Origin of the sequence: Actinoplanes sp. NPDC049316, assembly GCF_040677315.1 — a bacterium.
GTDB lineage: Bacteria > Actinomycetota > Actinomycetes > Mycobacteriales > Micromonosporaceae > Actinoplanes.
This window is the reverse complement of sequence record NZ_JBFAQM010000034.1, coordinates 68,410-94,214: the sequence shown is the minus strand read 5'-3', so window position 1 is coordinate 94,214 and position 25,805 is coordinate 68,410. Positions and strand designations below refer to the sequence as shown.

Sequence of the window (25,805 nt, the reverse complement as noted above, 5' to 3'; positions counted from 1 at the left end):
GTTCGAGGGGTTGTCTGTCGACCGCGTCGCCGAGGCCGACGATGATGATCTGGACCGGGCGGTCCTGGGTGCGCAGACCCTGGAGCTGGCGGAGCCGACGAGGTCCTCCGGCGTACCGACCTGGACCAGCGCCCCGTCGCGCATCACCGCGATGCGGTCGCCCAGCGACAGCGCCTCGGCGAGGTCGTGGGTGATGAACACCAGCGTCTTGCCGACCTCGGCGTGCAGCCGGCGCACCTCCGCCTGCATGTCGCGGCGGATCAACGGGTCGAGGGCGCTGAACGGCTCGTCGAACAGCAGCACCGCCGGATCGCCGGCCAGCGCCCGGGCCAGACCGACGCGCTGCTGCATGCCGCCGGAGAGCTGATCGGGGTAGTCGTGCTCGTGACCTTCGAGGCCGACCAGGTCGAGCATCCGCCGGGCCCGCGCGTGCCGCTCGGCCCGGTGCACGCCCTGGATCTCCAGCCCGTAGGCGACGTTGTCGACGACCTGCCGGTGCGGCAGCAGACCGAAGTGCTGGAAGACCATGGCCACGCCGTGCCGGCGTAGCTCCCGCAGCTGGCGGGGGCTCATCGCGCGGACCGGCTCACCGTCGATGCGCACCTCGCCGGCGGTCGGCTCGATCAGCCGGGTCAGGCACCGCACGAGGGTGGACTTGCCGCTGCCGGACAGGCCCATCACCACGAACACCTCGCCGGGGCGGACGTCGAAGCTGACGTCGCGGACCGCGGCCACGCATCCGGTACGGGCACGCAACTCGGCGCGGGACAGGTCGGCGAGCGGGGTGCCGACGATGCGGCCGGCGCGGGGTCCGAACACCTTCCAGAGCTGCTCGACGGCGATGGTGGGCGGTGGCGGGGCGCTCGTGGCCGGCATGGGCATCCTCGAGGTCGCGGTCGTCGGTGGGCGGTGGCGGGGTCACCCGGCCGGCAGGGACGCGGCCACCAGATCGGCGGCCCGCTCGCCGACCAGCAGCACGGCGACCATGGGGTTGACGGAGGTCATGGTGGGGAACACGGACGCGTCCGCGATCCGTACGTTGGCGAAGCCGCGCAGCCGCAACTCGGGGTCGACCACGGCGAGCGCGTCGGTGGTGGCGCCCATCCGGCAGGTGCCGGCCGGGTGGTAGACGGTGTGATGCACCGCCCGGCCGTACGCGGACAGCTCCGCATCGGTGCGCACGTCCGGCCCCGGCGCGATCTCGCGGGCGATCCACGACCGGAACGGTTCGGTGGCGGCCACCTCGCGGGCGATCTTCAGGCCGTCCACGATCGTCTTCTCGTCGTAGCCGTCCGGGTCGGTGAAGTAGCCGAAGTCCAGGGCCGGCTTGGTGCGCGGATCCGCGTCGGCCAGCCACAGCCGGCCGACGCTGTGCGGGCGCGGGACGTTGGGGGTCATGCCGAAGCCGTGCTCGGGCACGTCGTAGCCGAGCCGGGCGGTGTGCAGCGTGAACGGGATCTGGTACAGGTGGAACATCAGGTCCGGGCGGTCAGCCGCCGGGTCGCGGCGCACGAACAGCCCGGCGTCGGAGTCCATGGCCGACTGCGGCGGGACCGGCCGGCTCGCCTCCCACAGGATCAGCGACTCCGGGTGGTCCAGCAGGTGCTCGCCGACGCCGGGCAGGTCCTGGGCCACCTCGATCCCGAGCTTGCGCAGGTCCGCCGCGGGGCCGATGCCGGAGAGCAGCAGCAGCCGTGGGGTGTCGATGGCGCCGGCGCTGAGCACGTATTCCGCGGTGGCCCGCAGGGTCAGGTCCTCGCCGCCGGCGGTGCGCACGCGCACGCCCGTCACCCGGTCGCCGTCGGTGTCCAGGTGGTGGGCCCACGTCTCGGTGAGCACGGTCAGGTTGGGCCGGTCGAGGTACGGGTGCAGATACGCCACCGAGGCCGACGAGCGGATGCCGGTGCCGGGGTGGTAGCCGACCGGGAAGAACCCGGTGCCCTCGGCGAACGGCGCGGCGTTGAAGTCCTCGTGCACCGGCACCCCGAGCGCGGTGTGGCAGGCGGCGACGAAGTCGGCGGTGAGCGGGTTGCGATCGGTCTCGGCGACCGGTTCGATGTGCACGGCGAGCCGGTGCCAGTACGGCAGCATCCGCTCGTACGACCAGCCGTTCGCGCCGGCCGCCTCCCAGCCGGCGAAGTCCCCGGGCGGCGGCAGAAAACTGATCATCGTGTTGTGCGAGGAGCAGCCGCCGAGCACCCTGGCGCGGGAATGCCGGATGTGGGAGTTGCCACGCGGCTGGGGCACGGTCGGGTAGTCGTAGTCCAGCTCGGATTCGAGCAGGTTGAGCCAGTTGCGCAGCTTCAGGACGCGCTCGTCGCCCACGTCGGACGGTCCGCCCTCCACCAGGCAGACCCGCACCGCGGGATCGGCGGACAACCGGGAGGCCACCACCGAGCCGGCCGTGCCACCGCCGACGATGACCACGTCGTATTCGTGTGTTGCGGAGCTGTTCAGCGTCATGCTTCCTCTGACTCGCCGGATCGGACGGCCGGGCACACGGCTTCCGGCGTCGCCGGCGTGACCGCTCCGCGACGCTCGCCATAGGTTGGCGCGGTGCACCACAGTGGTCAATGCCGGCGGCAGAGTTTTACCAGAGCGCAATGCGCAACGGCGACCGGCGCGGGTCAGCCGGAATGGCCGAGACCGCGGCCGATCTCCGCGGCCGCGGCCTTGAGCTGCGCGGCCAGCTCGGCGAACGCCGAGACCGGCAGCCGGTAGGAGGGACCGGAGACGCTGATCGCCGCCACCACCCGCCCGCCCGCGCCGCGGATCGGTGCGGCCACCGCGTGCAGACCGATCTCGAGCTCCTCGGCGGTCGAGGCCCACCCCGCCCGCTCCGCCTCGGCCAGCTGCCGCCGCAGCACGACCGGATCGGTGATCGTGTACGGCGTGTACGCGTCGAGCGGCCGAGCCAGAGCTGCCCGGCGCGCGTCGGCGCCGGCGTACGCGAGCAGCACCTTGCCGCTGGACGTGGCGTGCGACGGGGTCTGCCGCCCGACCCAGTTGTAGCTGCTCACGGCGGCCCGCCCGAGCGCCTGGCTGATGTTGACGCTGCGGTCGCCGTCGAGCACGGCGACGTTGACGGTCTCACCGAGCTCCTCGGCGACCCGGGCACAGACCGGTCCGGCCGCCTCCGGCAGATCGATGCGGGCGGCGGCGGCTCCGGCCAGCCGGACCATGCCCAGCCCGAGCCGGTACTTGCCGCGGCCGGAGACCTGCTCGACGAGCCCGCGCGATTCCAGCGCGCCGACCAGCCGCGACGCGGTCGACTTGTGGACGCCGAGCTCGACGGCGATCTCCGTCACGCCGGCGTCGCCGCGGCGCGCCAGGATCTCCAGCACGGTGACCGCCCGGTCCACCGACTGCACGAGGGCGGGCGATCGCTCCGTCCGCCCGTTGCTCATAGCGCAACTGTAGTGGACCTCCGCCTGCACGCCTGTCGGCGCTGCCCGGCCCCGTCCACCTCGCCTTCGTGATGGTTCCCGTCCGGTCGTGCTGACCGCCGACTTCGGCGAGAGCGGAGCGGAGGGACAGGGGCGGTCACCCCGCGCGGCTGATCTGCTCGAGCTCCCGTACGCCATCCGCTATGCGGCGCGCCTGTGTGGCTGATTCGGAGACGTTGCCCGACACCGTGGCCACCGTGGCGGACTGCTCCTCGATCGCCGCGGCGAGGGTCTGGTTCTGGGCGCCCAGCTCCCCCATGCTGGCCGTGATCTCGGCTACCCGGGTGACGGCGGCGTCGACCTGGGCCTGGACCTCGTCCAGGGTCCGGGTGATGGCATCGGCGTTCTCGCCGGACTGACGTGCGAGGTCCTTCACTTCCCCGGCCACCACGGCGAAGCCCTTGCCGAGGTCGCCGGCTCTCGCGGCCTCGATGGTGGCGTTGAGCGCGAGGAGGTTGGTCTGCGCCGCGATGCCCTGAATGACGTCGCTGGCAGCCATGATCTGCTTGCTCGACCCCGCCAGGGCCGCCATGACGTCGCTGGCCTGCTGGGCCCGGTCGGCCACGATCCCGGCGATGCGATCGGAGGCGTGGGCGGTCTCGGACAACTCGCGCAGTGCCCGGGACATCTCGCTGACCGCCTGTGCCGCCGCCCCGGCCTGGTCGCTCACCGTCGCGGCCGCGCCGGCCAGGCTGGTGGCCTCGGTCGAGACCTTGTCCTGCAGGGCCGTGCGCTCGGCGAGCTCGGCCGCCGCCGAGGCCGCTCGGACCCGTTCCGACTCCTCCCGTTCGCGCTGCTGGGCCAGCATGGCGGCGGCCGCGTCGGCCTGGGCCTGGACTCCACGGGCCTGTGCGGCGTCCAGCTGGCGACGCAGCCAGTGCATGGCGCCCCCGATGGCCGTCACCACGATCACCGCCACCACCGTCTGCCGTACCACCGTGGCGGGGCCGGTGTGCAGGGCCAGGGGAAGGGCGACGGTGGGTATGGCGCCGACGGCCAGGCCGACCAGATCGACGAGGTCGAGGGCGACGCCGCCCCACATGAGGGCCATCGCGACCGACATGGTCGTCACCGGGACGGCGTCGGGACAACCGAGGCCGACGGCGCAGAGCATGACCAGCGCGATGTACGGCATGGCCCGGGCCAGCCCGCGCGGCACCCGCGACCAGTCCAGCGCGAACCCGATCCCCGCGATGACCGTCGCCGCCGAGCCACCGACGATCACCCACCCGTGGCCCTCGGAGCGGGTGGTCAGGCCGTAGAGGACCATGCTCACCCCGGACGCGCCGTACAGAGGCCCCACCAGCCGCCCGGAGATCGAGACGTCGTCCGACGGCCGGCGCCGTGCGGGCTGGTCGCCCAGGACCGTGGCGTCCGTGCCCCCCGTGGTGTCGCTCATGCAGATCCTCGCCCCTCATGCAGCCGTCGCAGTAGAACAAGTATCGGCTCGACGGCCGCCGACATGAGGGGGCGTTGCGGGAACTGGGTCATCACTGCCGGAGCGGCGCGGGCATGATCCTTCGAAATCGCCCACGGGTCCGCAATGAGCCGGGACGCGGCGCGGGTGATCGAGGAGCGGCTCCGCCCGGCGCCGCTCGCCTCAGCGGTCGATCGGGATGCTGCGGGCGAGCTGCCCGGACAGCCAGTCCAGCGCCGGGCTCTCCATTCGCCGCCACAGCGCGTGACTGTGCCCACCGCTCGGCAGTTCGACCGCCGTCACGCGCAGCGGCGGCCGGGCCAGGCGTACGACGGCACGTGAGCCGTCGCGTGATTCCCGGTCGTCGGCGGCCCACGCCACGTAGAACGACAGGGGCGGCTGGGGCAGGTGCTGCAGACGCCAGGCGACGTTGTTGGTCGTGTTCTCGCTCCCGTCACCGACCGCGATGCCGGGGCCCGCATCCCCGGACAGCGAGGCTGCCGCCGCGTACCGGTGGGGGTGGCGCAGGGCGAGGTTCATGGCGCAGAAGCCACCGGCCGAGTAGCCGATGAGGCCCCAGCCGGCGCTGTCGGTCCGTACCCGGTAGTGGTCGGCGGCGTAGGCCGCGACGTCCTCGGTGAGGAACGTCTCGGTCTGCGGGCCGTCGGCCAGGTTGGTGCATTCGGTGTCCAGCAGCCTCTTCGGAGTCTGGTACGGCAGCAGCACCACGGCCGGCGCCATCCGGCCCGCGATGATCTCCTCGTCGAGGTGCTGGACGACCTTGAGCCGGCGTACCCACGTGCTCGGCGATCCCGGGTAGCCGTGCAGCATCTCGATGACCGGGAACCGCCGACCCGCCCCCTCCGGCGTGTCGTACGCGGCCGGCAGATAGACGCCCATCGTCAGCGTCAGCCCGCTGGCCCGGCCCGGCACCGTGACGGTCAGCAGCCGGCCGCCCCCGGGGCGGGTACGCAGCCCGGACGACAGCGCCACCTCCCGCGAGGGCCCGCCGACCAGCGCGGACCACGTCGGGTACGCCACCGTCAGACGGTTCAGCTGCAGCGCGCACGTGACACTCAGCAGCAGGACGACGAGGAAGGTGAGCAGGGTCCTGCCGACGGCGCGGGCCCGATCCCACAGGCAGGCGGCGATCAGGGTGGCGGAGACGGCCAGAACGGCGCCGAGCACGACGGTGGCCGTGGCGTCGATGCTCATGGCTGCAGGGGTGCCGCCAGCGGCGGCGGGAGCGTGCCGGCGGCGGCCGCGAGCGTTGCCGGCCACCCGGTGCCGGTGGTGGTCACCGGCGCACCGATCCGATCAGCCAGGCCCCGGTGGGATCGGTCGGTCACCACGGCGAAGCCGTGGTCGCTGATGCGGACGCTGCGGCGCACCTCGGTGAGCACAGCCTGGACATCGGCCGGTGAGGTCGCGGCGGCCGGGGTGATGGCAACGCAAACCACGTCCGGGGTACGCGTCGCCGCGGCGCGTACGGCCTGCTCGTCCGCGGCCGTGTGCAGCACGAGCAGCAGCGGGAAGGCGACGCCGGTCCGAGCGGTGTAGTCCGGTGGCACCGACACCTCGGGCGCCTGGGCGAGGTGCCACCGCCCGGCGGCGGAACCGAAGTCGGGCAGCTCCTGGCCGGCCATGCGCGGACTTGCGGCGATCGGCTGCTTCGCGTCGGAGCCGGTCAGCGCCTGCCACGAGGGATAGAAGCTCTGATAGCGGTTGACCACGAGCCCGATCGTGAGGACCACCAGAACCTCGGCGCAGACGCAGGCCACGGTGCGGATCAGCGGCCGCCACCGCCCACCCCGCGACCACATCCGTACGGTCGACACCAGGGCGGCGACAGCCGCGGCGCCGCACAGCAGAATGAGCGGGAAGCCGGTCAGTCGCACTGCGGCGACTCCTCGCTCGGGTGGCGCGCGGAGGGCAGGAACGCCTCGGCGCTGAGTGCGGCCACCGCGATGCGGGGCAGGTCGCGCGCCGACGGGAAGCACAGGAACCGGGGCTGCCACTGGGGTTGATACTTGGCGTTGGCCCGGTACAACGACTCGATCTGCCACCAGCCCGACAGGGCACGCAGGATCCGTGCCCAGAGCCGGATCACCGGACCGGCGCCGAGTTGCTCGGCCCGGGCCAGCACCGAGCGCAGCATCGCGAAGTTGAGCGAGATGCGCTCGATCCCCGACGCGGCAGCGGCCTCCACAGCGCTGGTGATCATCAGTTCGGTGACGCCGTTCTCGGCGCTGCGGTCGCCGCGCATCAGGTCCAGTGACAGCCCCGACGTACCCCAGGGCACGAACTGCAGGAGCCCGCGGACCCGGCCCTCGGCGTCGCGGCAGAGCACGACGAGGCAGTCGCCGTCGCCTGTCTCACCGAAACGGGACAGCGCCATCGAGTAGCCACGCTCCACCGAGCTGTGCCGGAACGCCTTGGCACACGTACGGGCCTCGTCCAGCACAGCCTCGTCGAGGTCGCGCAGCCGGGCCACCTCGACGGTGTAGCCGGCGCGGCGCGTACGGGCGACCGCCTGCCGGACCGTCCGCATCGGACGGCCCTGCAGCGAGAAGCCGGGCACATCCAGCACGGCTTCGTCCCCCAGCTCGATGACATCGAGACCGAGCCGGCGGTACGCCGTTCCGCCGGCCGTACTGCAGGCCAGCACCGCCGGGGTCCAGCCGTGCGCGTCGCAGTCGGACAGCCACGCCGCTATGGCTTCGGGCCAGGCGCTGGGGTTGCCCAGCGGATCGCCGGAGGCCAGGCTGACGCCGTTGACGACCCGGTATGCCACCGCCGCCCGCCGGGACGGCGCCCAGATGAACGACTTGTCGCGCCGCAACGCGAAGTATCCGAGCGAGTCCGTCTCGCCGTGGCAGGACAGCAGGTCGCGAACCCGGGCCTCCTCGCCGTCGGCCCAGCCGGCGCGCCGGGTGCCGGGCCGCAGCAGCAGCACGGCACCGGCGCCGAATCCGAGCAGCCCGAATGCCCCGGTGGTGAGGTCGACCGCGGTTGCCGTGGCCGCGTGATCGAAGCGCAGCGGCCCGGTGACGCCGACCATGCCGAGCGCCACGTGCTGAGCCCACTGCAGCGGGCCGGCCGCCCCGGCGATCTGACCGGCCCGCAGCGCGACCTCCACGAAGCCGAGCAGGAAACCCGTACCGATGAAGCCCGCGCACACGCCGAGCGCGCGCCACCGGCTGCCCACGTCTCCGCGCGCCCGGAATCGGTGCCGTTCCACGGTCAGGACCAGCAACAGCACGGCCGCGACCACCGCGGGAGCCGGGGACACCTTGGCCAGGTGCAGCCCGACGCTCAGCCCGCAGAGCAGGGTGGCCAGCTGCCACGCCCGCCGCTTGCCGCGGCGCAGGCCGGCGCCCAGATACACCAGCAGGACACCCACCACGGCCGTCGCCGTGCGGGCCGTCACCATCCCGGCGGTCGGCATCAGGTGCGCCATCGGCGCCATCCGATGATGCCAGGACGGTACGACCGCGCACACGGCGTCGATCGCGCCCACGACTTGCACGCACCGCGCCACGACTGCACGCGACGGCGGCGGCCGCCACGGCGCCACAGCGGTGGCCCGCGATCGAGCCGCCTCCGGCCGCTCGGCGACGGCGGTGACTCCCCCGGGTCTGCCGGACATGGACATCCTCCTCGTCTGGTGGCGCACATCTTGCCCACGCTGCGGGCCGGCCGGCTTCGGCCCGTGGTCGGGACCTCGGCGACTGCCCTACGACTTTTGACGGAGGAGGTGCCCCTATCGGTTTTCCGGATGCCCCGTGCCTATTTCATGACGGCCGATCCGGCGACCGGGAACGTCACGCCGGTGAGGGCCTCGGAGACGGACCACAGTCGCTGCTGGACGGCCACCTCGTACGACGCGGGGCTGGAGGTGACCAGCCGGGGGTGACCCTTGACCTCGAGGCGGCCGCCAGGACCGTAGTACTGGCCGCCGAGTGCCGCGGGGTCGGTGGCGGCGCGCAGGGTGGGCAGCGCGCCCATCGCCGCCGTCTGGGTGGTCCGGGCGAGCCAGGTGAGCGGAAGCCGGAGCGCCGCGGGGGTGTAGCGCACGAGTTCGGTGCTGGAGACGCCGGGGTGCGCGGCCATCGCGGCGGTGGTGCCGTGCGCGGCGAGCCGGCGCTGCAGCTCGTACGTGAACATCAGGTTGGCCAGCTTGGACTGACCGTACGCGGCGACCCGGTTGTACGACCGCTCCCACTGCAGGTCGTCGAAGTGGATCGCGGCCCGGATGCGGTGGCCGGCGCTGCTGACCGTCACCACGCGGGAGCCGGGCACCGGCAGCATCCGGTCCAGCAGCAGCCCGGTGAGCGCGAAGTGGCCGAGGTGGTTGGTGCCGAACTGCATCTCGAAGCCGTCCCGGGTGGTCTGCTTCGGGGTGTACATCACGCCGGCGTTGTTGATCAGCAGGTCGATCCGGTCGAACCGGTCCCGCAGCTCCGCCGACGCCGCCCCGATCGCATCGAGCGAGGTCAGGTCCAGCGCCTGGACGGTCACGTCACCGGTCATGCGCGCCGCGGCCTGCCGCCCCTTCTCGACGTTGCGCACCGCGAGCACCACGGACGCCCCGCGCTCGGCGAGCGCCTTGGCGGTCTCGTACCCCAGTCCGGTGTTGGCGCCGGTAACCACGGCCACTCGCCCGCGCTGGTCCGGGATGTTCGCCGTCGTCCACTTCTCGCTCATGCCAGGCTCCCCACTAACGTACCGAAGGTATCTTGTCCCGGACGACGTTAAGATACTTTCGGTACGTTGTCAACGTACCGCTGGTATCTAAGCTAGGCTGACGATCGTGACTTTCCAGCGGGCGCGAACCGAGGAGCAACGGGAGATCCGCCGGCGGGCGATCCTCGACATGGCGTCGGCGATGCTCGACGAGATGCCCGTGGCCGCGGTGACCCTGAACGAGCTCAGCCGCCGGGTGGGCCTGGCGAAGCCGAACGTGCTGCGCTACTTCGAGTCCCGTGAGGCGGTGCTGCTGGAGCTGCTGGACCGCTTCCTGCAGGAGTGGCTGGTGGAGCTGGCCGGCGAGCTGGCCGCCGGCGTCGACGACGACCTACCCATGGCCGGGCGGGCGACGGCGGTGGCCGAGATCCTCAGCCGCTCCCTCGCCCGCCGGGCGGTGCTGTGCGACCTCTTCGGCGCCCAGGGCAGCGTCCTGGAGCACAACGTCTCCGTGGAGGTCGTGACGCGCTACAAGCGCGCCTCACTGGAGCGCCTGACGACCATGACCGCCCTGCTCGAGAAGCACCTGCCGGAGCTGGGCGAGAACGCCTTGCTGTTCAGCCTGCAGACCATGGTCATGGCCGGCGCGCTGTCGGCGTACAGCACACCCCCGCCCAGCCTGCAGGCGGCCTACGAGGCCGAGCCCGGTCTGGCCGGTTTCCACATGGAACTGAAGGACTCGCTGAAGCTGGCCCTGACCGCCACTCTCCTGGGCGTGCTCCCCCGCCGCTGACCTCACGGGGCCGGCGGCGCCGGCGGCTGCAGGATCCGGTGCAGTTCGGTCAGCAGCGTCTCCTTGCCGAACGGTTTGCGGATCAGCGGGGCGTCCGCGGGAAGCTCGCAGCCGCCCGGCGCCGGCCCGTTGGTGTAGCCGGACATGAACAGCACCGCCAGGCCGGGACGGTCCCGGCGCAGCTCGGCCGCGAGCTGGGTGCCGGACATGCCGGGCATGATGACGTCGGTCAACAGCACGTCGACCTGCAGGCCGTCGTCCAGGCACATCTTGAGCGCCTGCTTCGGGCTGCCGGTCTCGCGGACGTCGTAGCCGGCCTTGCCGAGGATGCGGCAGACGATGTCGCGGACGGCGTCCTCGTCCTCCACCACCAGCACGGTTCGTCCGTGGCCGGCCGGCGACTCGGGGATCGCTGCCGGCTCGGCGGGCACGACGGCGTCGTTGGAGCTGGCGGGCAGACAGACCCAGAGGGTGGTGCCCTGCCCGGGCTGCGATTCCAGCCGGATGGTGCCGCCGGCCTCGGTGACGATGCCGTACGCGGTCGCGAGCCCCAGCCCCGTGCCCTGCCCGCGGCCCTTGGTGGTGAAGAACGGTTCGAAGGCACGCGAGGCGACCTCCGGCGGCATACCCTGCCCGGTGTCGATGACGCCGAGACACACCGGCTCGGCCGCCTCCGGGCAGAGCTCCCCGCAGGTGCCGGTGACGATGGTGAGCCGGCCACCGTCCGGCATGGCGGCGCGGGCGTTGACCACGGCGTTCATGAGAACCTGCTCGAGCTTGCTGCGGTCCATGGTGATCCGGGGCAGGTCCGGGTGCAGCAACGTGGTGACGTCGACGTCCTCGCCCAGGGTGCGGCTGAAGAGTTTGTGCATCTCCATGACCACCGCGTTGAGGTCGAGGTCCTCCGGCTGCGACGGTTCGAGCCGGCTGAAGACCAGCAGCTGGCGGGTCAGCGCGCTGCCCCGCGCGGCGGCCTGCTGGATGCCCTCCAGATCGGTACGCCGCTGGTCGTCCTCGGGGAAGTCCTCGGCGAGCATGGTGGCGTAGCCGGAGATCACCGCGAGCAGATTGTTGAAGTCGTGCGCGATGCCGCCGGCGAGCTGACCGAGGGAGTCCAGGCGTTCCGCCTGGCGCAGCTGCCGCTCGAGGTCGGCCCGCTTCTGCTCCGCGAGGACCCGCTCGGTGACATCGCGCAGGATGCCCTCGACCGCGGTCACCCGGCCGGTGTCATCGGTCAGGGCCACCGCCCGCTGCTCGGTCCAGACCGTGACGTCCGCCGCCGGGTGCCAGCGCACGGTCAGCGTGCCCGGCCGCGGCGAGCGCCACGACTCCTCCAGCGTCGGGCGGTCCTGCGCGTCGAGGAGGCTGAACACCAGCTCCGGGTCGGCGTAGAAGTCATCGGGAGGCCGGCCGATCAGCGCCTCCGCGGCGGGGCTGAGGTACTCCATCATCGGCTCGGGCAGGAGCCGGTAGCGGAAGATGATGTCCTGAGCGTGTTCGGCGATCAGCCGGAAGCGTTCCTCGCTGTGGCGCAGTGCCGCCTCCGCGCGGCGCCGCTGGCGCCGTTCGGTGGCCTCGCGCAATTCCCGCTGGACGGCCGGCGCGAGGCGGGCGAGACGGTCCTTGAGGACGAAGTCCTGCGCGCCGGCGCGCATCAGGCTCGCCGCCGTCTCCTCGCCGATCTCGCCGGAGACCAGGATGAACGGGATGTCCGGGTCGCAGGCCCGGACCTGTTCCAACGCCTCCTCGGCGCGCAGCGACGGCATGGTGTAGTCGGAGATGACGACGTCCGGGACGCGCTCCGCGAGTGCCGCACGCACCCCGGCCGGTGTGTCCGCCCGGCTGTGAGCGATCCTCAGTCCCGCCCGGGTGAGATGGCGGATGATCAGGAACGCGTCGTCGTCGCTGTCGTCGATGATCAGCAGATGCACCGGACCCATTCGGCGGTCACGATCCTCGCTTGAGCGGCACCGGCTCGTTGACGAGCAGCCAGTACATGCCCAGCAGGTTGGCGGCGTTGAGGAATTCGCCGAACACGACCGGCTTGCGCACATAGCTGTTGGCGCCCAGCCGGTAGCTCTCGACGATGTCCCGCTCCTCGTTCGAGGTGGTCAGGACCACCACCGGCAGCATGGCCGTACGGTCGTCCTCGCGGATGCGGCGCAGCACCTCCAGGCCGTTGATCTTCGGCAGGTTCACGTCGAGCAGGACCAGCGCGGGGCGCAGCAGCGGCGTACCGTCCTCGGGCAGCAGCTTGTGCAGAGCCTCCTCGCCGTCGCCGGCCACGATGATCTCGTTCTTGATGTGGTTCTTCTCGAACGCGCGCAGCGTGAACATGACGTCGTCGGGATTGTCCTCCACGAGCAGGATGGGACCGGTGCTCATCGGGTCTCCCAGGATGCGGGGCCGGGAACGAGGCTGAACCGGAACGTGGCACCGTGGCCCGGCCGGCTGTCGGCCGAGATGTGTCCCCCGTGCCGGATGATGATGCGTTGCACGATGGCGAGGCCGATGCCGGTGCCCTCGTACTCGCTGGCGGAGTGCAGCCGCTGGAACGGATCGAACAGTTTGTGCGCGTACCGCATGTCGAAGCCCGCCCCGTTGTCGGCCACGACGAACACGTCGACACCCTCGTGCGTCTCGACGGCCAGACGGATGGCGGCGTCGCGCCGGTCGGCGGTGAACTTCCAGGCGTTGCCGAGCAGGTTCTGCAGCACCAGCCGGACGAGGTGCGGGTCCGCCTGTGCGACCAACCCGCCGGCGATGTCGACGTCGACGCGGCGGTCCGGGTCGCGCTGCCTGAGCTCGGCGATGATCTCGCCGGCCAGCGCGCTGATGTCGGTGGGCCGCCGGCTCAGCTCCGTACGGGTGGCCCGGGACAGGTCGAGCAGATCGTCGATCATCTGGGCCATCCGGGCGGCGTTGGCCTGGATCCGTCCCAGGTACTGCTGACCCTGCTCGTCCAGGACCTCGGCGTAGTCCTCCAGCAGGACCTGACTGAAGCCCTCCAGCGAGCGCAGGGGCGCCCGGAGGTCGTGCGACACCGAGTACGCGAAGGCGTCCAGCTCGCGGGTGGACGCCTCCAGCTCGGCGGTGCGCTCGCGCACCCGCTGCTCGAGCTCCGCGTTGAGCCGGCGGACCTGTTCCTCGGCTCGCTTGCGCTCGGTGATGTCGGTGGAGATGCCGCACACGGCGTACGGGCGGCCGTCGCCGTCGACGAGCGGGAACTTGACGGTGATGTAGGTGCGCTCGCCGTCCTCGCCGGGGGTCCGCTCCTCCATCTGCACGGGTACGCCGACGGCAAACGCCTTCAGGTCGTTGGCCCGGAAGGCGTCGGCGATGTCGACGGGGAAGAGGTCATGGTCGGTCAGCCCCATGATCTCCTCGCGCCGGACGTTGAACAGTCGTTCGTACTCGCGGTTGATCAGCAGGTACCGCCCGTCGACGTCGCGCATGTAGATGACGGCCGAGGTGTGGTCCAGCAGCGCCATCAGCTGTTCCTGCCCGACCTGGCCGGTCTCGGGCCGGGCGGGATCACCCGCGGACGTGACGACGGCCTCCGTGCCCACCACCGGCCCCCTCGCTGCATCACGACCGGCGATTCCGCCGACCCGCCCGCTTCCGGCTCTGCACAGGAAAGGCCCCGAGGTCAGGAGACCGGCAGCACCTCGACCGGTGCAGCCCTTCCCGTACGCGACCGTACACCGCCCGCTATGGTGGTGTTTGCCGTTTCCGCGCTCACGCCCCGCCGCAGGGGCGCCAGCACGTGCTCGCGCCGGGCCCGCGTCAGCCGCTCCAGGAACGTCTCGGTCATTCCGGTGGTGCCCGAACGGTTCGACACGAGCAGCCGGTCCCCGACCCCCTCCGCGTCGCGCCGCTGCTGCGGCTTGAACAGGAACTTCTTGCTGACCATCAGGTGCGCTCCGGCGGCGCGGGCGTGCGCGGCCAGCAGCGCGTACCAGTCGGCGAGCACGGGCTGCCGGCTGAGCAGTCTGCGCACCTCGGCCGGACCGGCATCCGGCAACGCGGCCAGGTCCACGCCCAGCGACGCCGCCATCTGCTGCGGCAGCGTGGGCCGCGCCATCAACGCCTCCAGCGCCGCACGCTCGTCCGACAGTAGCCCCGGAAACAGCCGGCGCACGTGCCGGTCGTAGTCGTCGATGGCGACGCCGAGCAGGAAGTCCCGCTTGAGCGCCTCGGGGTCCAGGGCGCCGCTGGGCGGGATGTCACCCGGTGTCCAGTGCACGGCGAACTGGCGGAACACGTCCATGAAGTGCTCCGCCGGCATGCTCTGCTCGGGCGGCAGCGCCGCGAAGTCGAGGAACAGCTGCCGCAGCGCCTGCAGCAGGACCGCGGCGGTCCGCACCCGTGACACGGCGTCCTCGGAGTCGAATCGGGTTCCCGGGGCGGTCAGCGGTTCGAGCAGGTCGTTGACCGCCAGCTCGATCGCCTCACCCTTCTTGACCAGGGCGAAGAAGCGTTCCTCGCCGCCGGTGCCGGTGTAGGTGCGGATCCGGCCGTCGTTGAACTCCCCGGGCAGCACCGCCAGGAGGTCCTCGCCGAGGCGGACCTCGATCGTTCCGACGTTCCACCGGACCAGCGAGGCATAGCTGTCGCGGTGGTCGTGGCCGGTGCCCGTACGGTCGGCCATCGCCGCGAAGTAGGCCCGGAAGGGGATCTCGTCCCCGCCGGCCACCAGGCCCTCGAACGCCACTCCCGGGGTCTGTTTGCCGCCCGGCGTGCGCTCCTGGTAGTGCCGTCCCACGGAGGCGCCGATGAAACCGAGGTGCACGAGCATCCGCCGCGCCTCGGCCGGCGTGAACCGGTCCGGCGCGGGCAGCCCCGGCATGACCTCGTCCCGCAACGCCTCCCGCAGCGCGTCCACCGGCAGCTCGTCCCGAAGGATCGCCGTATTCAGCCGCGGCAGTTCCTCACCCACCCACGCGCCCATCTGCTGCAGAACCATGCTCGCTACCTCTCAGACCGACACCTCGCCGGTCGGCGCAGTCGATCCTCATCTGAAGGGTTTCGCCCTTTCCGGTGCTGAGGAATTTCCCGTTCACCGGGCCGGTCACACAACGGATGAGTACCCAAGAAAGGTATTTTCAGCCCGAATACGGCACAGATGTCAGAGCGAGGCTGCCCGCTCCGCCGATCCAGCTCGTCCCGGGGACGGTGGACCCACCGGCGCGACGGCACGGCGACGACCGGCGATGCCCGGCAGATACCGGGCGAGCAGCGGCCCGGTCACGGCCAGCACCAGCACGTACGCGACGACCGGGCCGGCCAGCGCGGGCTCGGTCGCCGCGACGACGCTGACGACGACGACGGAGAACTCGCCGCGGGCGATCAGCGCTGCTCCGGCGCGCAGCCGGCCGCGTGTGTGGGAGCCGTCGCGGCCGGCGGCATACCAGCCGGTGAGGATATTCGTCACGATGCCGGCCGCCGCGAGCGCCGCCGCCGCCGGCAGTGCATCAAGGAGCACCGATGGCCGGACCGCGAGGCCGATGGACAGGAAGAACGAAGCCGCGAACAGATCCCGCAACGGCGCGAGCACGGCGCGGGCCCGGGTCGCGCCCTCCCCGGTCAACGTCAGGCCGATCAGCAAGGCGCCGATGGCCGCCGACACGTTGAGCATCTCCGCCAGCGCCGCGACCATCAGCGTGGCCCCCAGCACGCGGAGCATGAGCTGTTCCGGCTCGGGATGGGCGAGCCACCGGTTGACGTGCCGCCCCCACCGCCGGGACCCCGCGAAGGCCGCAGCGACCGCGGTCACCGCCACGGCTATGCCGATCAGCGCCTGCCACCAGGTGCCACCGGAGGCGAGCACGGCCAGCAGCGGCAGGTAGACCGCCATGGCGAAATCCTCGATGACCAGAACGGACAACACCGCCGGCGTCTCCCTATTGCCCAGTTGCCGCAGGTCGATGAGCAGCCGCGACACGATGCCCGACGACGACACCCAGGTCGCGCCGGCCAGGGCCAGCACCCCCACCCCGTCCAGCTCGAGCAGCAGGCCGGCCACGGCTCCGGGAGCGGCATTGAGCACCAGGTCGGCGACGGCGCTGGGCACGTGACGCCGCGCGCTCACCATGAGCTCCCCGGTCGAGAACTCCAGGCCCAGGGTGAGCAGGAGAAGCACCACGCCGATGGACGCGACGGTCTGCACGAACCCGCTTGCGGCCGGAACGGCGGCGACGCCGCCGTCGCCCAGCGCGAGGCCGGCGAGGAGGTAGAGCGGAATCGCGGGAACGCTCAGCCGGCTGGCGACGGAACCCAGCATGCTCAAGGCGACCAGGACGATCCCCAGCTCGAGCAACAAAGCCAGAGACGCGTGCATGGCCGGTTCAGGTTTCGACTATCCGGCGCACCCCGGCGATACCGGCCTCCGTGCCGACCACCACCAGGACGTCACCCGCCTCGATGACGTCCCCGGGTCCGGGCGAGACGAGCACGGCATCACCTCGGACGATCGCCACGATGGAAGCCCCGGTCCGGGTGCGGGCCCGGGTCTCACCGAGCCGGCGCCCGGCGTACCGGCACCCCGCCGGGATCTGGACCTGCCCGGCGTCGAGCCCGGGGACGGCCCGGCTGAGGTCGGCGAACCGCTCGGCGATGCGCGGGGCACCGAAAATCTCCGCGACCGCTTCCGCCTCCGCGGTGGTCAGGCGGAACAACGGCTCGCACTCGTCAGGGTCGCTCGCGTCGTAGCGGACGACCTCCACATAGCCGTCCCGGCGAGCGACGAAGCCGAGATGATCTCCGTCATGGCTGGTGAACTCGTACCGCAACCCGACACCGGGGAGCATCACCTCGCTCATGTGCAACGCGCTTCGTTCCTCGGCTCCGTCGGGCAGCGCCATCATCGGCCTTCTCTCTGACGCGGCGGGTGCCACCGCAACCGCCGAGCCGGACAAGACGCCCGGTGCGCCGCCTGGTCTCGGCAGCACCAGCGTCACCCGCCGAGCCGCCGTCGTGCCACCGCCTCTGCGCCCACCCGGGCAGGCCCTTCGTCCCGGGGAACCAGCAACCCGTCCAGGACGAGGATCCCCTTGTCGTACGCGGCAGGCGCGGTGGTCGATTCCGGCACAAGGTCGGCCGGGTGAAGTCCTGTGGCGGCGACCCGGGCGTCCTGAGCCGGCCGGCCCCTCCCGGCAAGCCGCCGTACCCGGTCCCGGCCGCAACCTGCACCGATAGGGCGTTCGCCTCTGTCCGAGCGGTCCTCCGCGAGATGAGCTGGATGTGGCGTGGGTCCGGCCGCATCCGCCGGGAAGACTCGCGCCCTCGTACAGGACAGTCGACGTCTTCTTTCCGGAGGTGGGCCCGATGGCGGCAGGCAGGCAGGATCGCGAGCGTCGTTCGTTCCGGCGCTGGTTCCACGACACTTTCGACGATCTCGGGTTCCGCGCGCTGATCGGGCCGGCGCAGACCCGTGGCGCCATACAGGGTTGCGACCAGCCGGCGCGCGAGCAATGGAAGCATGACCTGGAGAACCGCCGGCGTTACAGCCGTGAGCAGCGCGAACGCAGGCGGACGGGCCACCAGGAGCAGCAGTCACGATGAACGGCGGCACCCGATGAGCAGCCTGAACAGCATGGAGTGGGATCAGCGGTACTCGGCCAAGGACCTCGTCTGGGGCGCCGGGCCCAACCACTTCGTGGTGCGGGAATTCACCGGCATGCCGCCCGGCCGGGCCCTCGACCTCGCCGCCGGCGAGGGACGCAACGCCTTGTGGCTGGCCGAACAGGGCTGGCAGGTGCTCGCCCTGGACTTCTCCCGGGTCGCCGTCGAGCGGGGCCGCCGGCTCGCGGCCGAGCGGGGCGTCGACGTGAACTGGGTGGTAGCCGACGTGCTGTCGGCCCACCTGCCCGACGGCGGCTTCGACGGCGTGCTGGTGGCGTACCTGCACCTGCCCGCACCACGCCGGGCGGCGGTGCTGGCCAGGGCGGCGGCCGCCTTGGCGCCCGGTGGCACGCTGCTGGTCGTAGGCCATGATCGCAGCAATCTCGGCGACGGCGTCGGCGGCCCGCAGGACCCGGATGTCCTGTACACGCCGGACGAGATCGTGGCCGCGCTGCCCGGACTGACCATCCGGCGTGCCGAGACCGCGCTGCGGCCGGTGGACGGCAGTGCGGTGCCCGCACGCGACACCGTCGTGGTCGCCACCCGGTCCTGAGCTTCCTGCACGCCTGCTGCACACCAACCTGGTCGCGGCGTCTCAGCAGCACATGACCGCCTTCACCGGGTGGGCGACCCGGCCCCGGACGGGGCGGTTCGGCGCTCAGCCGCCGAGCTGGTCCAGGGCGGCGCGCAGCCGGGTGGCGGCGTCGTCGGCGACCGCCTTGAGCTCGGGCCGGCCGGTGACCTGGACCATGGTCTGCGGGTCCAGCGCCTGCACGAGCGTGGCGCCGGTCCCGTCGGCGCGAACGACGACGTTGCAGGGCAGCAGAAGCCCGATCTCCCGGTCGATGTCCAGGGCGCGGTGCGCCAGCGGCGGGTTGCACGCCCCGAGGATCACGTAGTCCTCCATGGCCGCGCCGAGCTTCGCCTGCAGCGTCGCCTGAATGTCGATCTCCGTGAGTACGCCGAAACCCTGATCCTTGAGCGCGGCGCGGACCCGGTCCACGACGGCGGCGGAGAACGGCTGCGGCAGACGGGCGGTGTACGCGTACGACATGGAGAGGCCTCCTCGGCTCGGTTGGTAGAGCACCCGCAGGTGCTCACGGTCGCGCTGCAGCGCCAGGCGGCGGTGCAGCACGTGGTTGTGCAGGGATTGGCTCCGGTGGGCGGCGATCGCCCGGCGCTGGCGGGTGCGGGACACGGTGAGCCGCACGTCGATCTCGTCCGGCCGGCGTCCGGCGAAGGCGGCGCCGAACTCGTCGTTGAGCCGCTCGGCGATGTCCTGCGGCAGAGCCCAGGCCAGCACGGCACGGCCGGTGGCGCGGGCTGCCGCGAGCGCGGCCCGGGTGGCCTGCTGATGGTCGGGGTGAGCGGTGACCCCGCCGGTGTCGAACACGAGCAGGTGGCTGGGGCGCTGTGCGGCGATCAGCCGGCGCACATGCCCGGCCAGATCATCCAGCGGGTGCCGGTCGAGTCGGCCGTCGGGGTAGTCGAGCAGTTCCACGGGCTCGACGCCGAGGACGGCCGCCGCCGAGCGCAGCTCCGTGTCGCGCAGCGTGGCCAGATCACCGGCGCGGCCGTGCAGCGTCGACGCCTCACCGTGGGTGAAGCACAGAAGCGAGACAGGAACCCCGCGGGCGACGAGACCGTCCAGCACAGCGCCCAGCGCGAACGACTCGTCGTCCGGATGCGCGACCACAGCGAGGACACGCTCCACGTCGCCGGTCAGCTCGAAGCCCTGGCCGGACCGGCGGTCGGCCGGATTCGTCGGACCACTTCCCACCCGCCCCACGATACCCCTCCGGGTATCGCCGAGAACCCCGACGGCGGCTACTGGGGGCGAACGGCCCGGCAGCCCGGGCCCGGCGTCCCTGCCGGAAATACCCCTGCCGGTATCTGATGGAAGGCGTTCTGCCCACCGAGGAATGACCGAGGTTGCGGAGATGACACCGTCAGGAGGACGTCCGGAGACCGGGACCGGCGCGGCGTTGATCGAGCGGATCCGGGCGGGGATCATCGGCGAGGGGCAGATCCTCGACGGCCCGTACGGGCCACGCCGGATCACCTACGCGGACTACGTCGCCTCCGGCCGGTCGCTGGACTTCATCGAGGACGCCATCCGGGACGACGTGCTGCCCCGGTACGCCAACACCCACACCGAATCCTCCGGCACCGGCCTGGCAACCGGCCACCTCCGCGAGGACGCTCGGCGCATCATCCACGACGCCGTCGGCGGCACCGACGACCATGTGGTGATCTTCTGCGGCTCGGGCGCCACCGCCGCGATCAACAAACTGATCGGCATCCTGGAGCTGCGGCTGCCCGACGGCCCCGCCCGCCGGTTCAACCTGGAGGACCGGATCCCGGCCGAGCAGCGGCCGGTGGTGTTCGTCGGCCCGTACGAACACCACTCCAACGAACTGCCGTGGCGGGAGACCTACGCCGACGTCGTCGAGATCGGCGCCGATCCGGACGGCCACCTCGACCTGGCCGACCTCGCCGCCCACCTCGAGCGGTACGCCGAGCGGCCGCTGCGCATCGGCAGCTTCTCGGCCGCCTCCAACGTCACCGGCATCCTGACCGACACCGACCCGATCGCGGCGCTGCTGCACAGGCACGGGGCGCTGTCGTTCTGGGACTACGCCGCCGCGGCACCGTACGTACGCATCCGCATGGCCGAGTCCGCGCCGGGCGCCCGGGACGGCAAAGACGCGGTGTTCCTGTCGCCGCACAAGTTCGTCGGCGGCCCGCAGACACCCGGCGTCCTGGTCGTCCGGCGCGACCTGGTCCGCAACCGCGTACCCACCGTCCCCGGCGGCGGCACGGTCGCGTTCGTCGACCCGATCGGGCACCGCTACCTCGACGACCCGGTCGCCCGGGAGGAGGGAGGCACGCCCGCCATCGTCGAGTCCATCCGCGCCGGCCTCGTCGTCGCCCTCCAGCAGGCCGTCGGCACCGACGTCATCCAGCACCGGGAGGAACGGCTGTGGCGGCGGGCGCTGCACCGCTGGGCGGCCGACCCGCACATCGAGGTGCTCGGCGACCGGCGCGCACGCCGGCTGTCGATCGTGTCGCTGCGGCTGCGCCACGGCGAGAAGTACCTGCACCACAACTATGTGGTCGCGCTGCTCAACGACCTGTTCGGCATCCAGGCCCGCGGCGGCTGCTCCTGCGCCGGCCCGTACGGCCACCGGCTCCTCGGCATCGGCCCGCAGCAGTCCCAGGCCCTCCGCGACGAGATCGGCCACGGGTGCGAAGGCATCAAACCCGGCTGGGTCCGGATCAACTTCAACTACTTCATCTCCGACACCGTCGCCGACTTCCTCATCGACGCCGTGGACCTCATCGCCACCGGCGGGCACCGGCTGCTCGCCGACTACCGCTTCGACCCGCGCACCGGCCTCTGGCGGCATCGTCACCCCGCGGCCGTCCCACCGGTACGCCTGATCGACCTGCTCCGCACCGACGACACCGACGTCGGCCCTGCCCGGCAGACCCGTGCCGGGGAAGAGGTCCTCGGCGCGTATCTGCATGACGCCGCCGAGGTGATCAGCGACCACCCCGACGACGTCGACGACGGCCCCACCGGGCTCCCGCCGGACTTCGAGACACTGCGCTGGTTCCACCTGCCGCCGAGCTGCCTCGCCGAGGCCGAGCCTGCCGCCCCGGCATGAACCGGGGAACGCGCCCCGCCGCAGCGCCCACCGTGAGATCCGCCGGTGGCATGCTGGTCGCATGGCCGTACGGGACGAGTCCGCCCGCGACGCCGCCGGGCTGCGTCCGGCGCCCCGGTGGGTGGCGCCGGTGTTCGCCACGCTCGGAGCGGCGACCGTGCCGTGGACGGTGTACCTGGCGGTGTCGCTCCCCGAGCGGGCCAGCGCCCAGCATTACCGGGTCGCGTGGGTGGGTTTCGATCTGCTGCTGGTCGCCCTGCTGCTGGCGACGGCCCTGCTGGCGTGGCGGGGCTCGAGGCTGGTCGGGTTCCTGGCGGTGTCCACCGCGACCGTGCTGATCGTCGACGCCTGGTTCGACGTGACCACGTCCCGGCCCGCCGACGTGCCGTCGGCCGTCCTGTCCGCCGTTCTGCTCGAGGTTCCCCTCGCCGTCGTCTGCGGCTGGATCGCCCTGCACGTCGACCAGGTCGTCGAACGCCGCCTGCAGCTGCTCGCCCGGCGGGCCGCTCGCACGCAGGCGGCGACGATTGCCGGCGCCGCCACCGCCGACCGGCACGCCCCGCCGGGCGGGCGCCGGTCCCGTGCGCTACGGACGGATCACCGCCGCGAATAGCACCTGATGGTAGGTCCCCCCAGACGGTGGCTTCGACGAGACGGCCCACGCGGCGTAGAAGCGGCCGTGGCTGACGGCCGTACCGATGTAGTCGCCGGGGAACGCTCCGCCGGCCTGCGCGGCGTACCGCAGATCGGAGCGTGGGCCCAGTGACAAGCGTGCGGTGAACGACCCGCCCCGGTTGTGGCAGATCCCGGCCCGCTGCCGCACATAGCGGCCGTCGGCCGCGGCGGCGTCGCGGACGCCGTAAGAAACCACAACCGTGCCGGAGTACGCCACGAATACCCCAGTCCCGACCCTTCCACCCGGCCGGCGACGGGGCAGGCCCGCATCGTGTATAAATCGACGAACGTCTTTCCCCATCCCTGGAGGTCGTTTCGTGAATCTGTTTCACAAGGTCGGTGCCATCGCCACCGCGATGACGCTCGCCACCCTCACGCTCGCCGCCCCCGCACAGGCCGCCACCGTCACCTACGGCCAGGACGTCTCGAGCCATCAGGGCAGCGTGAACTGGCAGGCACAATGGAATGCCGGATCGCGGTTCGCGTACATCAAGGCGACGGAAGGCACCTATTACACGAACCCGTCGTTCGCGCAGCAGTACAACGGCTCCTACAACATCGGCATGATCCGCGGCGCTTACCACTTCGCCATTCCGAACGGGGGCAGCGGCGCCGCCCAGGCCGATTACTTCGTCAACCACGGCGGCGGCTGGTCGAAAGACGGCCGCACCCTCCCCGGCGCGCTGGACATCGAATACAACCCGTACGGCGCCACCTGCTACGGCCTGTCGCAGGCCGCCATGCGCTCGTGGATCGCCGATTTCCTGAACCGGTACCAGGCCCGGACCGGGCGCTGGGCGACCATTTACACGACAACCGACTGGTGGCGTACGTGCACCGGTGACTACAGCGGCTTCTGGGCCAATTCGCCGTTGTGGCTGGCGCGCTACAGCAGCACCCCGGGCACCCTCCCGGCCGGCGCGCCGACGTGGTCGTTCTGGCAGTACTCGAGCAGCGGGCCGTTCGCCGGCGACTCGAACCAGTGGAACGGCACGCTGGACCGCCTGCGCGTGCTCGCCTGCAACGGCCCCTGCTGATCGGCCCGTCCGGTCGTCCCGCGGGCGCCTGCCCGTCCTGTCGGCGGGACGACCGGACGGGGTGAGGAAGACGAGCGGCGTCCGTCCCGGCCGGGACCTTCGGCTCTGCCCACCGCTCGGATCCCGTTCGTAGGCTTGGCGGCATCTTCCGCGGAGGTGCGCCATGTCGGTGATCCGCATTGCAGACCTGCAGAACCTCGCCCGGCTGCGCGACCCGCTCGGGGTGCTGTCCGTGTACGTCACCATCGATCCGCACCAGGACAGTCCCGGCCCGCCGCCCCGGCAGGTGCTTCTGCCACACGTGATGGACGCGCTGCGCCGCGGGATCTCCGACACCGCCGGTCACCGCCGTGCGACCCGCCTGCGGCAGCGGCTCGACGCGCTGGAACCATCCGTGAGCCGGCTGCTCGACCCGGCTGCCCACGGCCGGGGCCGCGCCCTGTTCGCCCGGCTGGACCACGGCGACACCCGGACTTTCGCGGTGCAGATGCCGCTCGGGGAGACCGCCCGGCTCTCGGACACCGCCTACCTGTGGCCGCTCGCGGCGGCCTACAGCGCTGAAGCGCCGGCCGGGATCGTCGCGGTGTCCGGCGCCGGCGTACGCGTCCTCGACCACCGGCTGGGCCACGCCGCCGAGATCGCCGCCGCGGCGTACGAACCGGCCGTCGAAACCCGCGAGCTGGTCGGCCCCGGGCAGGCGGGGCCCCGGCAAGGCCCGCGCAGCGCCGCCCAGCGCGACCTGCACGACCGCCGGATGACCGCCCACCTGCAACGATTCCTGACCGACACCGGCGGCCGGCTCAGCGCACTCACCGCCTGGTCCGACTGGGAGCAGGTGCTGGTCACCGGCGACACCGACCTGGTCACGGCGTTCACCGCGGGCCTGCCACCGGCGATGCGCGCCGACCTGCTCATCGCGGCCCACACGATCCCCACGGCCCTGCCACCCGCCCAGGTCGCCGCCTTGGTGACGGCCGAGCTCCGCGCCGCCCGCCGGCGTGCCCACATCCGTCTGGCCGAGCAGGTCCGCGACGCCGCGTTCGCCGGCGAGGCCGCCTGCTACGGGCCGGCCGACACCGCCCGCGCGGCCGCACACGGCCGGGTGCGGCACCTGCTGCTCGACAATTCCAGGCCGCGGGCCGGCGACACTGCCACCGACGACTCCGGCCGGGGTGAACTGCTGGTCGAGCAGACGTACCGCGCCGGCGGCCTTGTCACCTTCGTCGACGCCGAAGCCGCGGAGCCGCTGGCCGGCGCCGAAGGCGTTGCGGCGTTGCTGCAGCCGTAACAGGCTGTCAGCCGCTCCTCATCGGCCGACGGCGACACTGCGCGATACCGCTCGCATCCTGGTTCGGCTCATCCGCGCCCTGCCGCAGCGAGCGACACGCAGCGCCGCCGGTGTCAGCTGCCGGCTGACCGGGCGACGCGGAATCCCACGTCGTCGATGCGCAGGCTCGGGTGACTTCGCCGCCGCACGGACGCCCGGCAACTCCACTGCTCGTCGAACCAGCCGCCGCCGCGCAGCACCCGGTAGCCGCCGTAGACCTCGGCGTCGTAGATGTCCCAGCACCAGTTCCAGACGTTGCCGAGCATGTCGTGCAGGCCCCACGGATTGGGCAGCTTGGCCCCGACCTCGTGCAGGCGTTCGCCGGAGTTGCCGCGATACCAGGCGATGTCCTCGAGCGGGCCGTACCGCGGGCCGGTGGTTCCGGCGCGGCACGCGTACTCCCACTCCGCCTCGGTGGGCAACCGGTAGCCGTCGGCCGCGGCGTCCCAGCGGGCCCGCTCGTCGTCCTCGCTCAGCTCGTACGCGGGGGTGAGGCCGGCGCGTGCGGACAGGGCGTTGCAGAAAGCGGCGGCGTCCCACCAGCACACGCTCTCGACGGGCAGCGGGTCCCCGGTGGTGAGGCTCGGCCGCCGGCCGGTGACCTCGGCGTAGAGCCGCTGGGTCACCGGGTAGGCGCCGATCTCGTACGCCGCGAGGCCGACCTGCCAGCTGCGCTGGGTCCGGCGGTCCGACAGCGTGACCCGCCCGGCGGGAATGCGGACCATCTCGGTGAACGGTACGTCATGCATGGCCGGACGAATCGTACATCTATCCGGGTTGGGCGGCGGCCTCGCTGCGCAGCGTACGCGGGGACATCCCCCGCACCCGCTTGAACGCGGCGCTGAGCGCGAGGAGTGGGGTGCCGGTTCCCGCGGTCACGATCAAGCCCAGCCCGGTCGGCGACCTGCGCCACGCCGCAGCCCACGTCGACTCTCCGCTGAGGACGATCATTTCAAGCTGGAAACGTACGTCGAAAAGCTTCGCTCTCGAGGTTGTCGTCCCCGCCGGGGCGACCGCCACGGTTCATGTGCCCGCCCGCCGGGAGCGACCTTCATCGGCATGAACGGCGCCTACGCCACTTTCACGGTCCCGTCAGCACTGCGGTCACGGGATGAGGACCACCTTGCCGA

25 protein-coding genes are annotated in these 25,805 nt (G+C 72.1%); 8 read left to right on the top strand and 17 right to left on the bottom strand.

Going from position 1 to position 25,805, the window contains the following annotated elements:
• The 8 genes from AB0K03_RS35155 to AB0K03_RS35120 all read right to left on the bottom strand — a co-directional run.
• On the bottom strand, positions 1 to 876 hold an 876-nt coding region (locus AB0K03_RS35155; protein ID WP_364694370.1), incomplete at its 3' end, for an ATP-binding cassette domain-containing protein.
• A gap of 42 nt (positions 877 to 918) precedes the next feature.
• A complete protein-coding gene (locus AB0K03_RS35150) occupies positions 919 to 2,463 on the bottom strand; it encodes a GMC oxidoreductase (protein ID WP_364694367.1) in 1,545 nt (514 codons plus the stop codon).
• 164 nt (positions 2,464 to 2,627) lie between these two features.
• Positions 2,628 to 3,407 (bottom strand): IclR family transcriptional regulator, encoded by a 780-nt coding sequence (locus tag AB0K03_RS35145; protein WP_364694364.1) that lies wholly within the window; start codon positions 3,405 to 3,407, stop codon positions 2,628 to 2,630.
• Positions 3,408 to 3,543: 136 nt separating this feature from the next.
• Positions 3,544 to 4,845 carry a methyl-accepting chemotaxis protein gene (locus tag AB0K03_RS35140; protein WP_364694361.1) on the bottom strand — a complete coding sequence of 434 codons (1,302 nt, stop codon included), beginning with the start codon at positions 4,843 to 4,845 and terminating at the stop codon, positions 3,544 to 3,546.
• A 201-nt stretch (positions 4,846 to 5,046) separates the two neighbouring features.
• On the bottom strand, positions 5,047 to 6,078 hold the full coding sequence (locus tag AB0K03_RS35135; protein WP_364694358.1) for an alpha/beta hydrolase-fold protein: 1,032 nt from the start codon (positions 6,076 to 6,078) through the stop codon (positions 5,047 to 5,049).
• Positions 6,075 to 6,761, bottom strand: a complete 687-nt coding sequence (locus tag AB0K03_RS35130; RefSeq protein ID WP_364694355.1) for a hypothetical protein — start codon at positions 6,759 to 6,761, stop codon at positions 6,075 to 6,077. Before AB0K03_RS35130 ends, AB0K03_RS35135 begins: the two co-directional genes overlap by 4 nt.
• Entirely contained in the window at positions 6,752 to 8,512 is a 1,761-nt protein-coding gene (locus AB0K03_RS35125; RefSeq protein WP_364694352.1) for a phosphatidylglycerol lysyltransferase domain-containing protein, read from the bottom strand. Before AB0K03_RS35125 ends, AB0K03_RS35130 begins: the two co-directional genes overlap by 10 nt.
• A gap of 140 nt (positions 8,513 to 8,652) precedes the next feature.
• A complete protein-coding gene (locus tag AB0K03_RS35120; RefSeq protein ID WP_364694350.1) occupies positions 8,653 to 9,570 on the bottom strand; it encodes an SDR family NAD(P)-dependent oxidoreductase in 918 nt (305 codons plus the stop codon).
• 106 nt (positions 9,571 to 9,676) lie between these two features.
• Between AB0K03_RS35120 and AB0K03_RS35115 the strand changes: the two genes are divergently transcribed.
• Positions 9,677 to 10,342 carry a TetR family transcriptional regulator gene (locus AB0K03_RS35115; protein ID WP_364694347.1) on the top strand — a complete coding sequence of 222 codons (666 nt, stop codon included), beginning with the start codon at positions 9,677 to 9,679 and terminating at the stop codon, positions 10,340 to 10,342.
• 2 nt (positions 10,343 to 10,344) lie between these two features.
• On the opposite strand, the gene AB0K03_RS35110 is transcribed toward AB0K03_RS35115, so the two are convergent.
• The 6 genes from AB0K03_RS35110 to AB0K03_RS35085 form a co-directional block, all read right to left on the bottom strand.
• On the bottom strand, positions 10,345 to 12,282 hold the full coding sequence (locus tag AB0K03_RS35110) for a response regulator (RefSeq protein WP_364694344.1): 1,938 nt from the start codon (positions 12,280 to 12,282) through the stop codon (positions 10,345 to 10,347).
• A 7-nt stretch (positions 12,283 to 12,289) separates the two neighbouring features.
• Positions 12,290 to 12,727, bottom strand: coding sequence for a response regulator (locus tag AB0K03_RS35105; RefSeq protein WP_364694340.1), 438 nt, complete (start codon positions 12,725 to 12,727; stop codon positions 12,290 to 12,292).
• Positions 12,724 to 13,914 carry an ATP-binding protein gene (locus AB0K03_RS35100; RefSeq protein ID WP_364694337.1) on the bottom strand — a complete coding sequence of 397 codons (1,191 nt, stop codon included), beginning with the start codon at positions 13,912 to 13,914 and terminating at the stop codon, positions 12,724 to 12,726. Before AB0K03_RS35100 ends, AB0K03_RS35105 begins: the two co-directional genes overlap by 4 nt.
• Before the next feature lie 77 nt (positions 13,915 to 13,991).
• Complete coding sequence (locus tag AB0K03_RS35095; RefSeq protein ID WP_364694334.1) at positions 13,992 to 15,308, bottom strand: hypothetical protein; 1,317 nt, start codon at positions 15,306 to 15,308, stop codon at positions 13,992 to 13,994.
• Between the two features lie 162 nt (positions 15,309 to 15,470).
• Positions 15,471 to 16,682, bottom strand: a complete 1,212-nt coding sequence (locus AB0K03_RS35090) for a cation:proton antiporter (protein WP_364694331.1) — start codon at positions 16,680 to 16,682, stop codon at positions 15,471 to 15,473.
• A 7-nt stretch (positions 16,683 to 16,689) separates the two neighbouring features.
• Complete coding sequence (locus AB0K03_RS35085) at positions 16,690 to 17,205, bottom strand: cation:proton antiporter regulatory subunit (protein ID WP_364694328.1); 516 nt, start codon at positions 17,203 to 17,205, stop codon at positions 16,690 to 16,692.
• Between the two features lie 463 nt (positions 17,206 to 17,668).
• Between AB0K03_RS35085 and AB0K03_RS35080 the strand changes: the two genes are divergently transcribed.
• A complete protein-coding gene (locus tag AB0K03_RS35080) occupies positions 17,669 to 17,905 on the top strand; it encodes a hypothetical protein (protein ID WP_364694326.1) in 237 nt (78 codons plus the stop codon).
• 31 nt (positions 17,906 to 17,936) lie between these two features.
• Positions 17,937 to 18,518: a class I SAM-dependent methyltransferase gene (locus tag AB0K03_RS35075; RefSeq protein ID WP_364694323.1), complete on the top strand. Its 582-nt coding sequence runs from the start codon at positions 17,937 to 17,939 to the stop codon at positions 18,516 to 18,518.
• Positions 18,519 to 18,623: 105 nt separating this feature from the next.
• Here AB0K03_RS35075 and AB0K03_RS35070 read toward each other — a convergent pair whose 3' ends face one another.
• Positions 18,624 to 19,745, bottom strand: coding sequence for a PIG-L family deacetylase (locus AB0K03_RS35070; protein ID WP_364694320.1), 1,122 nt, complete (start codon positions 19,743 to 19,745; stop codon positions 18,624 to 18,626).
• A gap of 160 nt (positions 19,746 to 19,905) precedes the next feature.
• On the opposite strand from AB0K03_RS35070, the gene AB0K03_RS35065 reads away from it, so the two are divergent.
• The 4 genes from AB0K03_RS35065 to AB0K03_RS35050 all read left to right on the top strand — a co-directional run bounded on the left by AB0K03_RS35065 (position 19,906) and on the right by AB0K03_RS35050 (position 24,636).
• Positions 19,906 to 21,636 carry an aminotransferase class V-fold PLP-dependent enzyme gene (locus AB0K03_RS35065; RefSeq protein WP_364694317.1) on the top strand — a complete coding sequence of 577 codons (1,731 nt, stop codon included), beginning with the start codon at positions 19,906 to 19,908 and terminating at the stop codon, positions 21,634 to 21,636.
• 61 nt (positions 21,637 to 21,697) lie between these two features.
• Complete coding sequence (locus tag AB0K03_RS35060) at positions 21,698 to 22,249, top strand: hypothetical protein (RefSeq protein ID WP_364694314.1); 552 nt, start codon at positions 21,698 to 21,700, stop codon at positions 22,247 to 22,249.
• A gap of 418 nt (positions 22,250 to 22,667) precedes the next feature.
• The gene (locus tag AB0K03_RS35055) at positions 22,668 to 23,348 is read left to right on the top strand and encodes a lysozyme (protein ID WP_364694311.1); all 681 of its coding nucleotides are present in this window, start codon (positions 22,668 to 22,670) and stop codon (positions 23,346 to 23,348) included.
• 169 nt (positions 23,349 to 23,517) lie between these two features.
• A complete protein-coding gene (locus AB0K03_RS35050; protein ID WP_364694308.1) occupies positions 23,518 to 24,636 on the top strand; it encodes a VLRF1 family aeRF1-type release factor in 1,119 nt (372 codons plus the stop codon).
• Between the two features lie 113 nt (positions 24,637 to 24,749).
• Here the strand turns inward: AB0K03_RS35050 and AB0K03_RS35045 are convergent, their stop codons facing one another.
• Both AB0K03_RS35045 and AB0K03_RS35040 read right to left on the bottom strand, forming a co-directional pair.
• Positions 24,750 to 25,424: a formylglycine-generating enzyme family protein gene (locus AB0K03_RS35045; RefSeq protein ID WP_364694305.1), complete on the bottom strand. Its 675-nt coding sequence runs from the start codon at positions 25,422 to 25,424 to the stop codon at positions 24,750 to 24,752.
• Positions 25,425 to 25,443: 19 nt separating this feature from the next.
• Entirely contained in the window at positions 25,444 to 25,626 is a 183-nt protein-coding gene (locus AB0K03_RS35040; protein ID WP_364694378.1) for a hypothetical protein, read from the bottom strand.
• Between AB0K03_RS35040 and AB0K03_RS35035 the strand changes: the two genes are divergently transcribed.
• A complete protein-coding gene (locus AB0K03_RS35035) occupies positions 25,556 to 25,738 on the top strand; it encodes an alpha-L-rhamnosidase C-terminal domain-containing protein (protein ID WP_364694375.1) in 183 nt (60 codons plus the stop codon). The genes AB0K03_RS35040 and AB0K03_RS35035 overlap by 71 nt on opposite strands.
• The last annotated feature ends 67 nt before the right edge of the window (positions 25,739 to 25,805 follow it).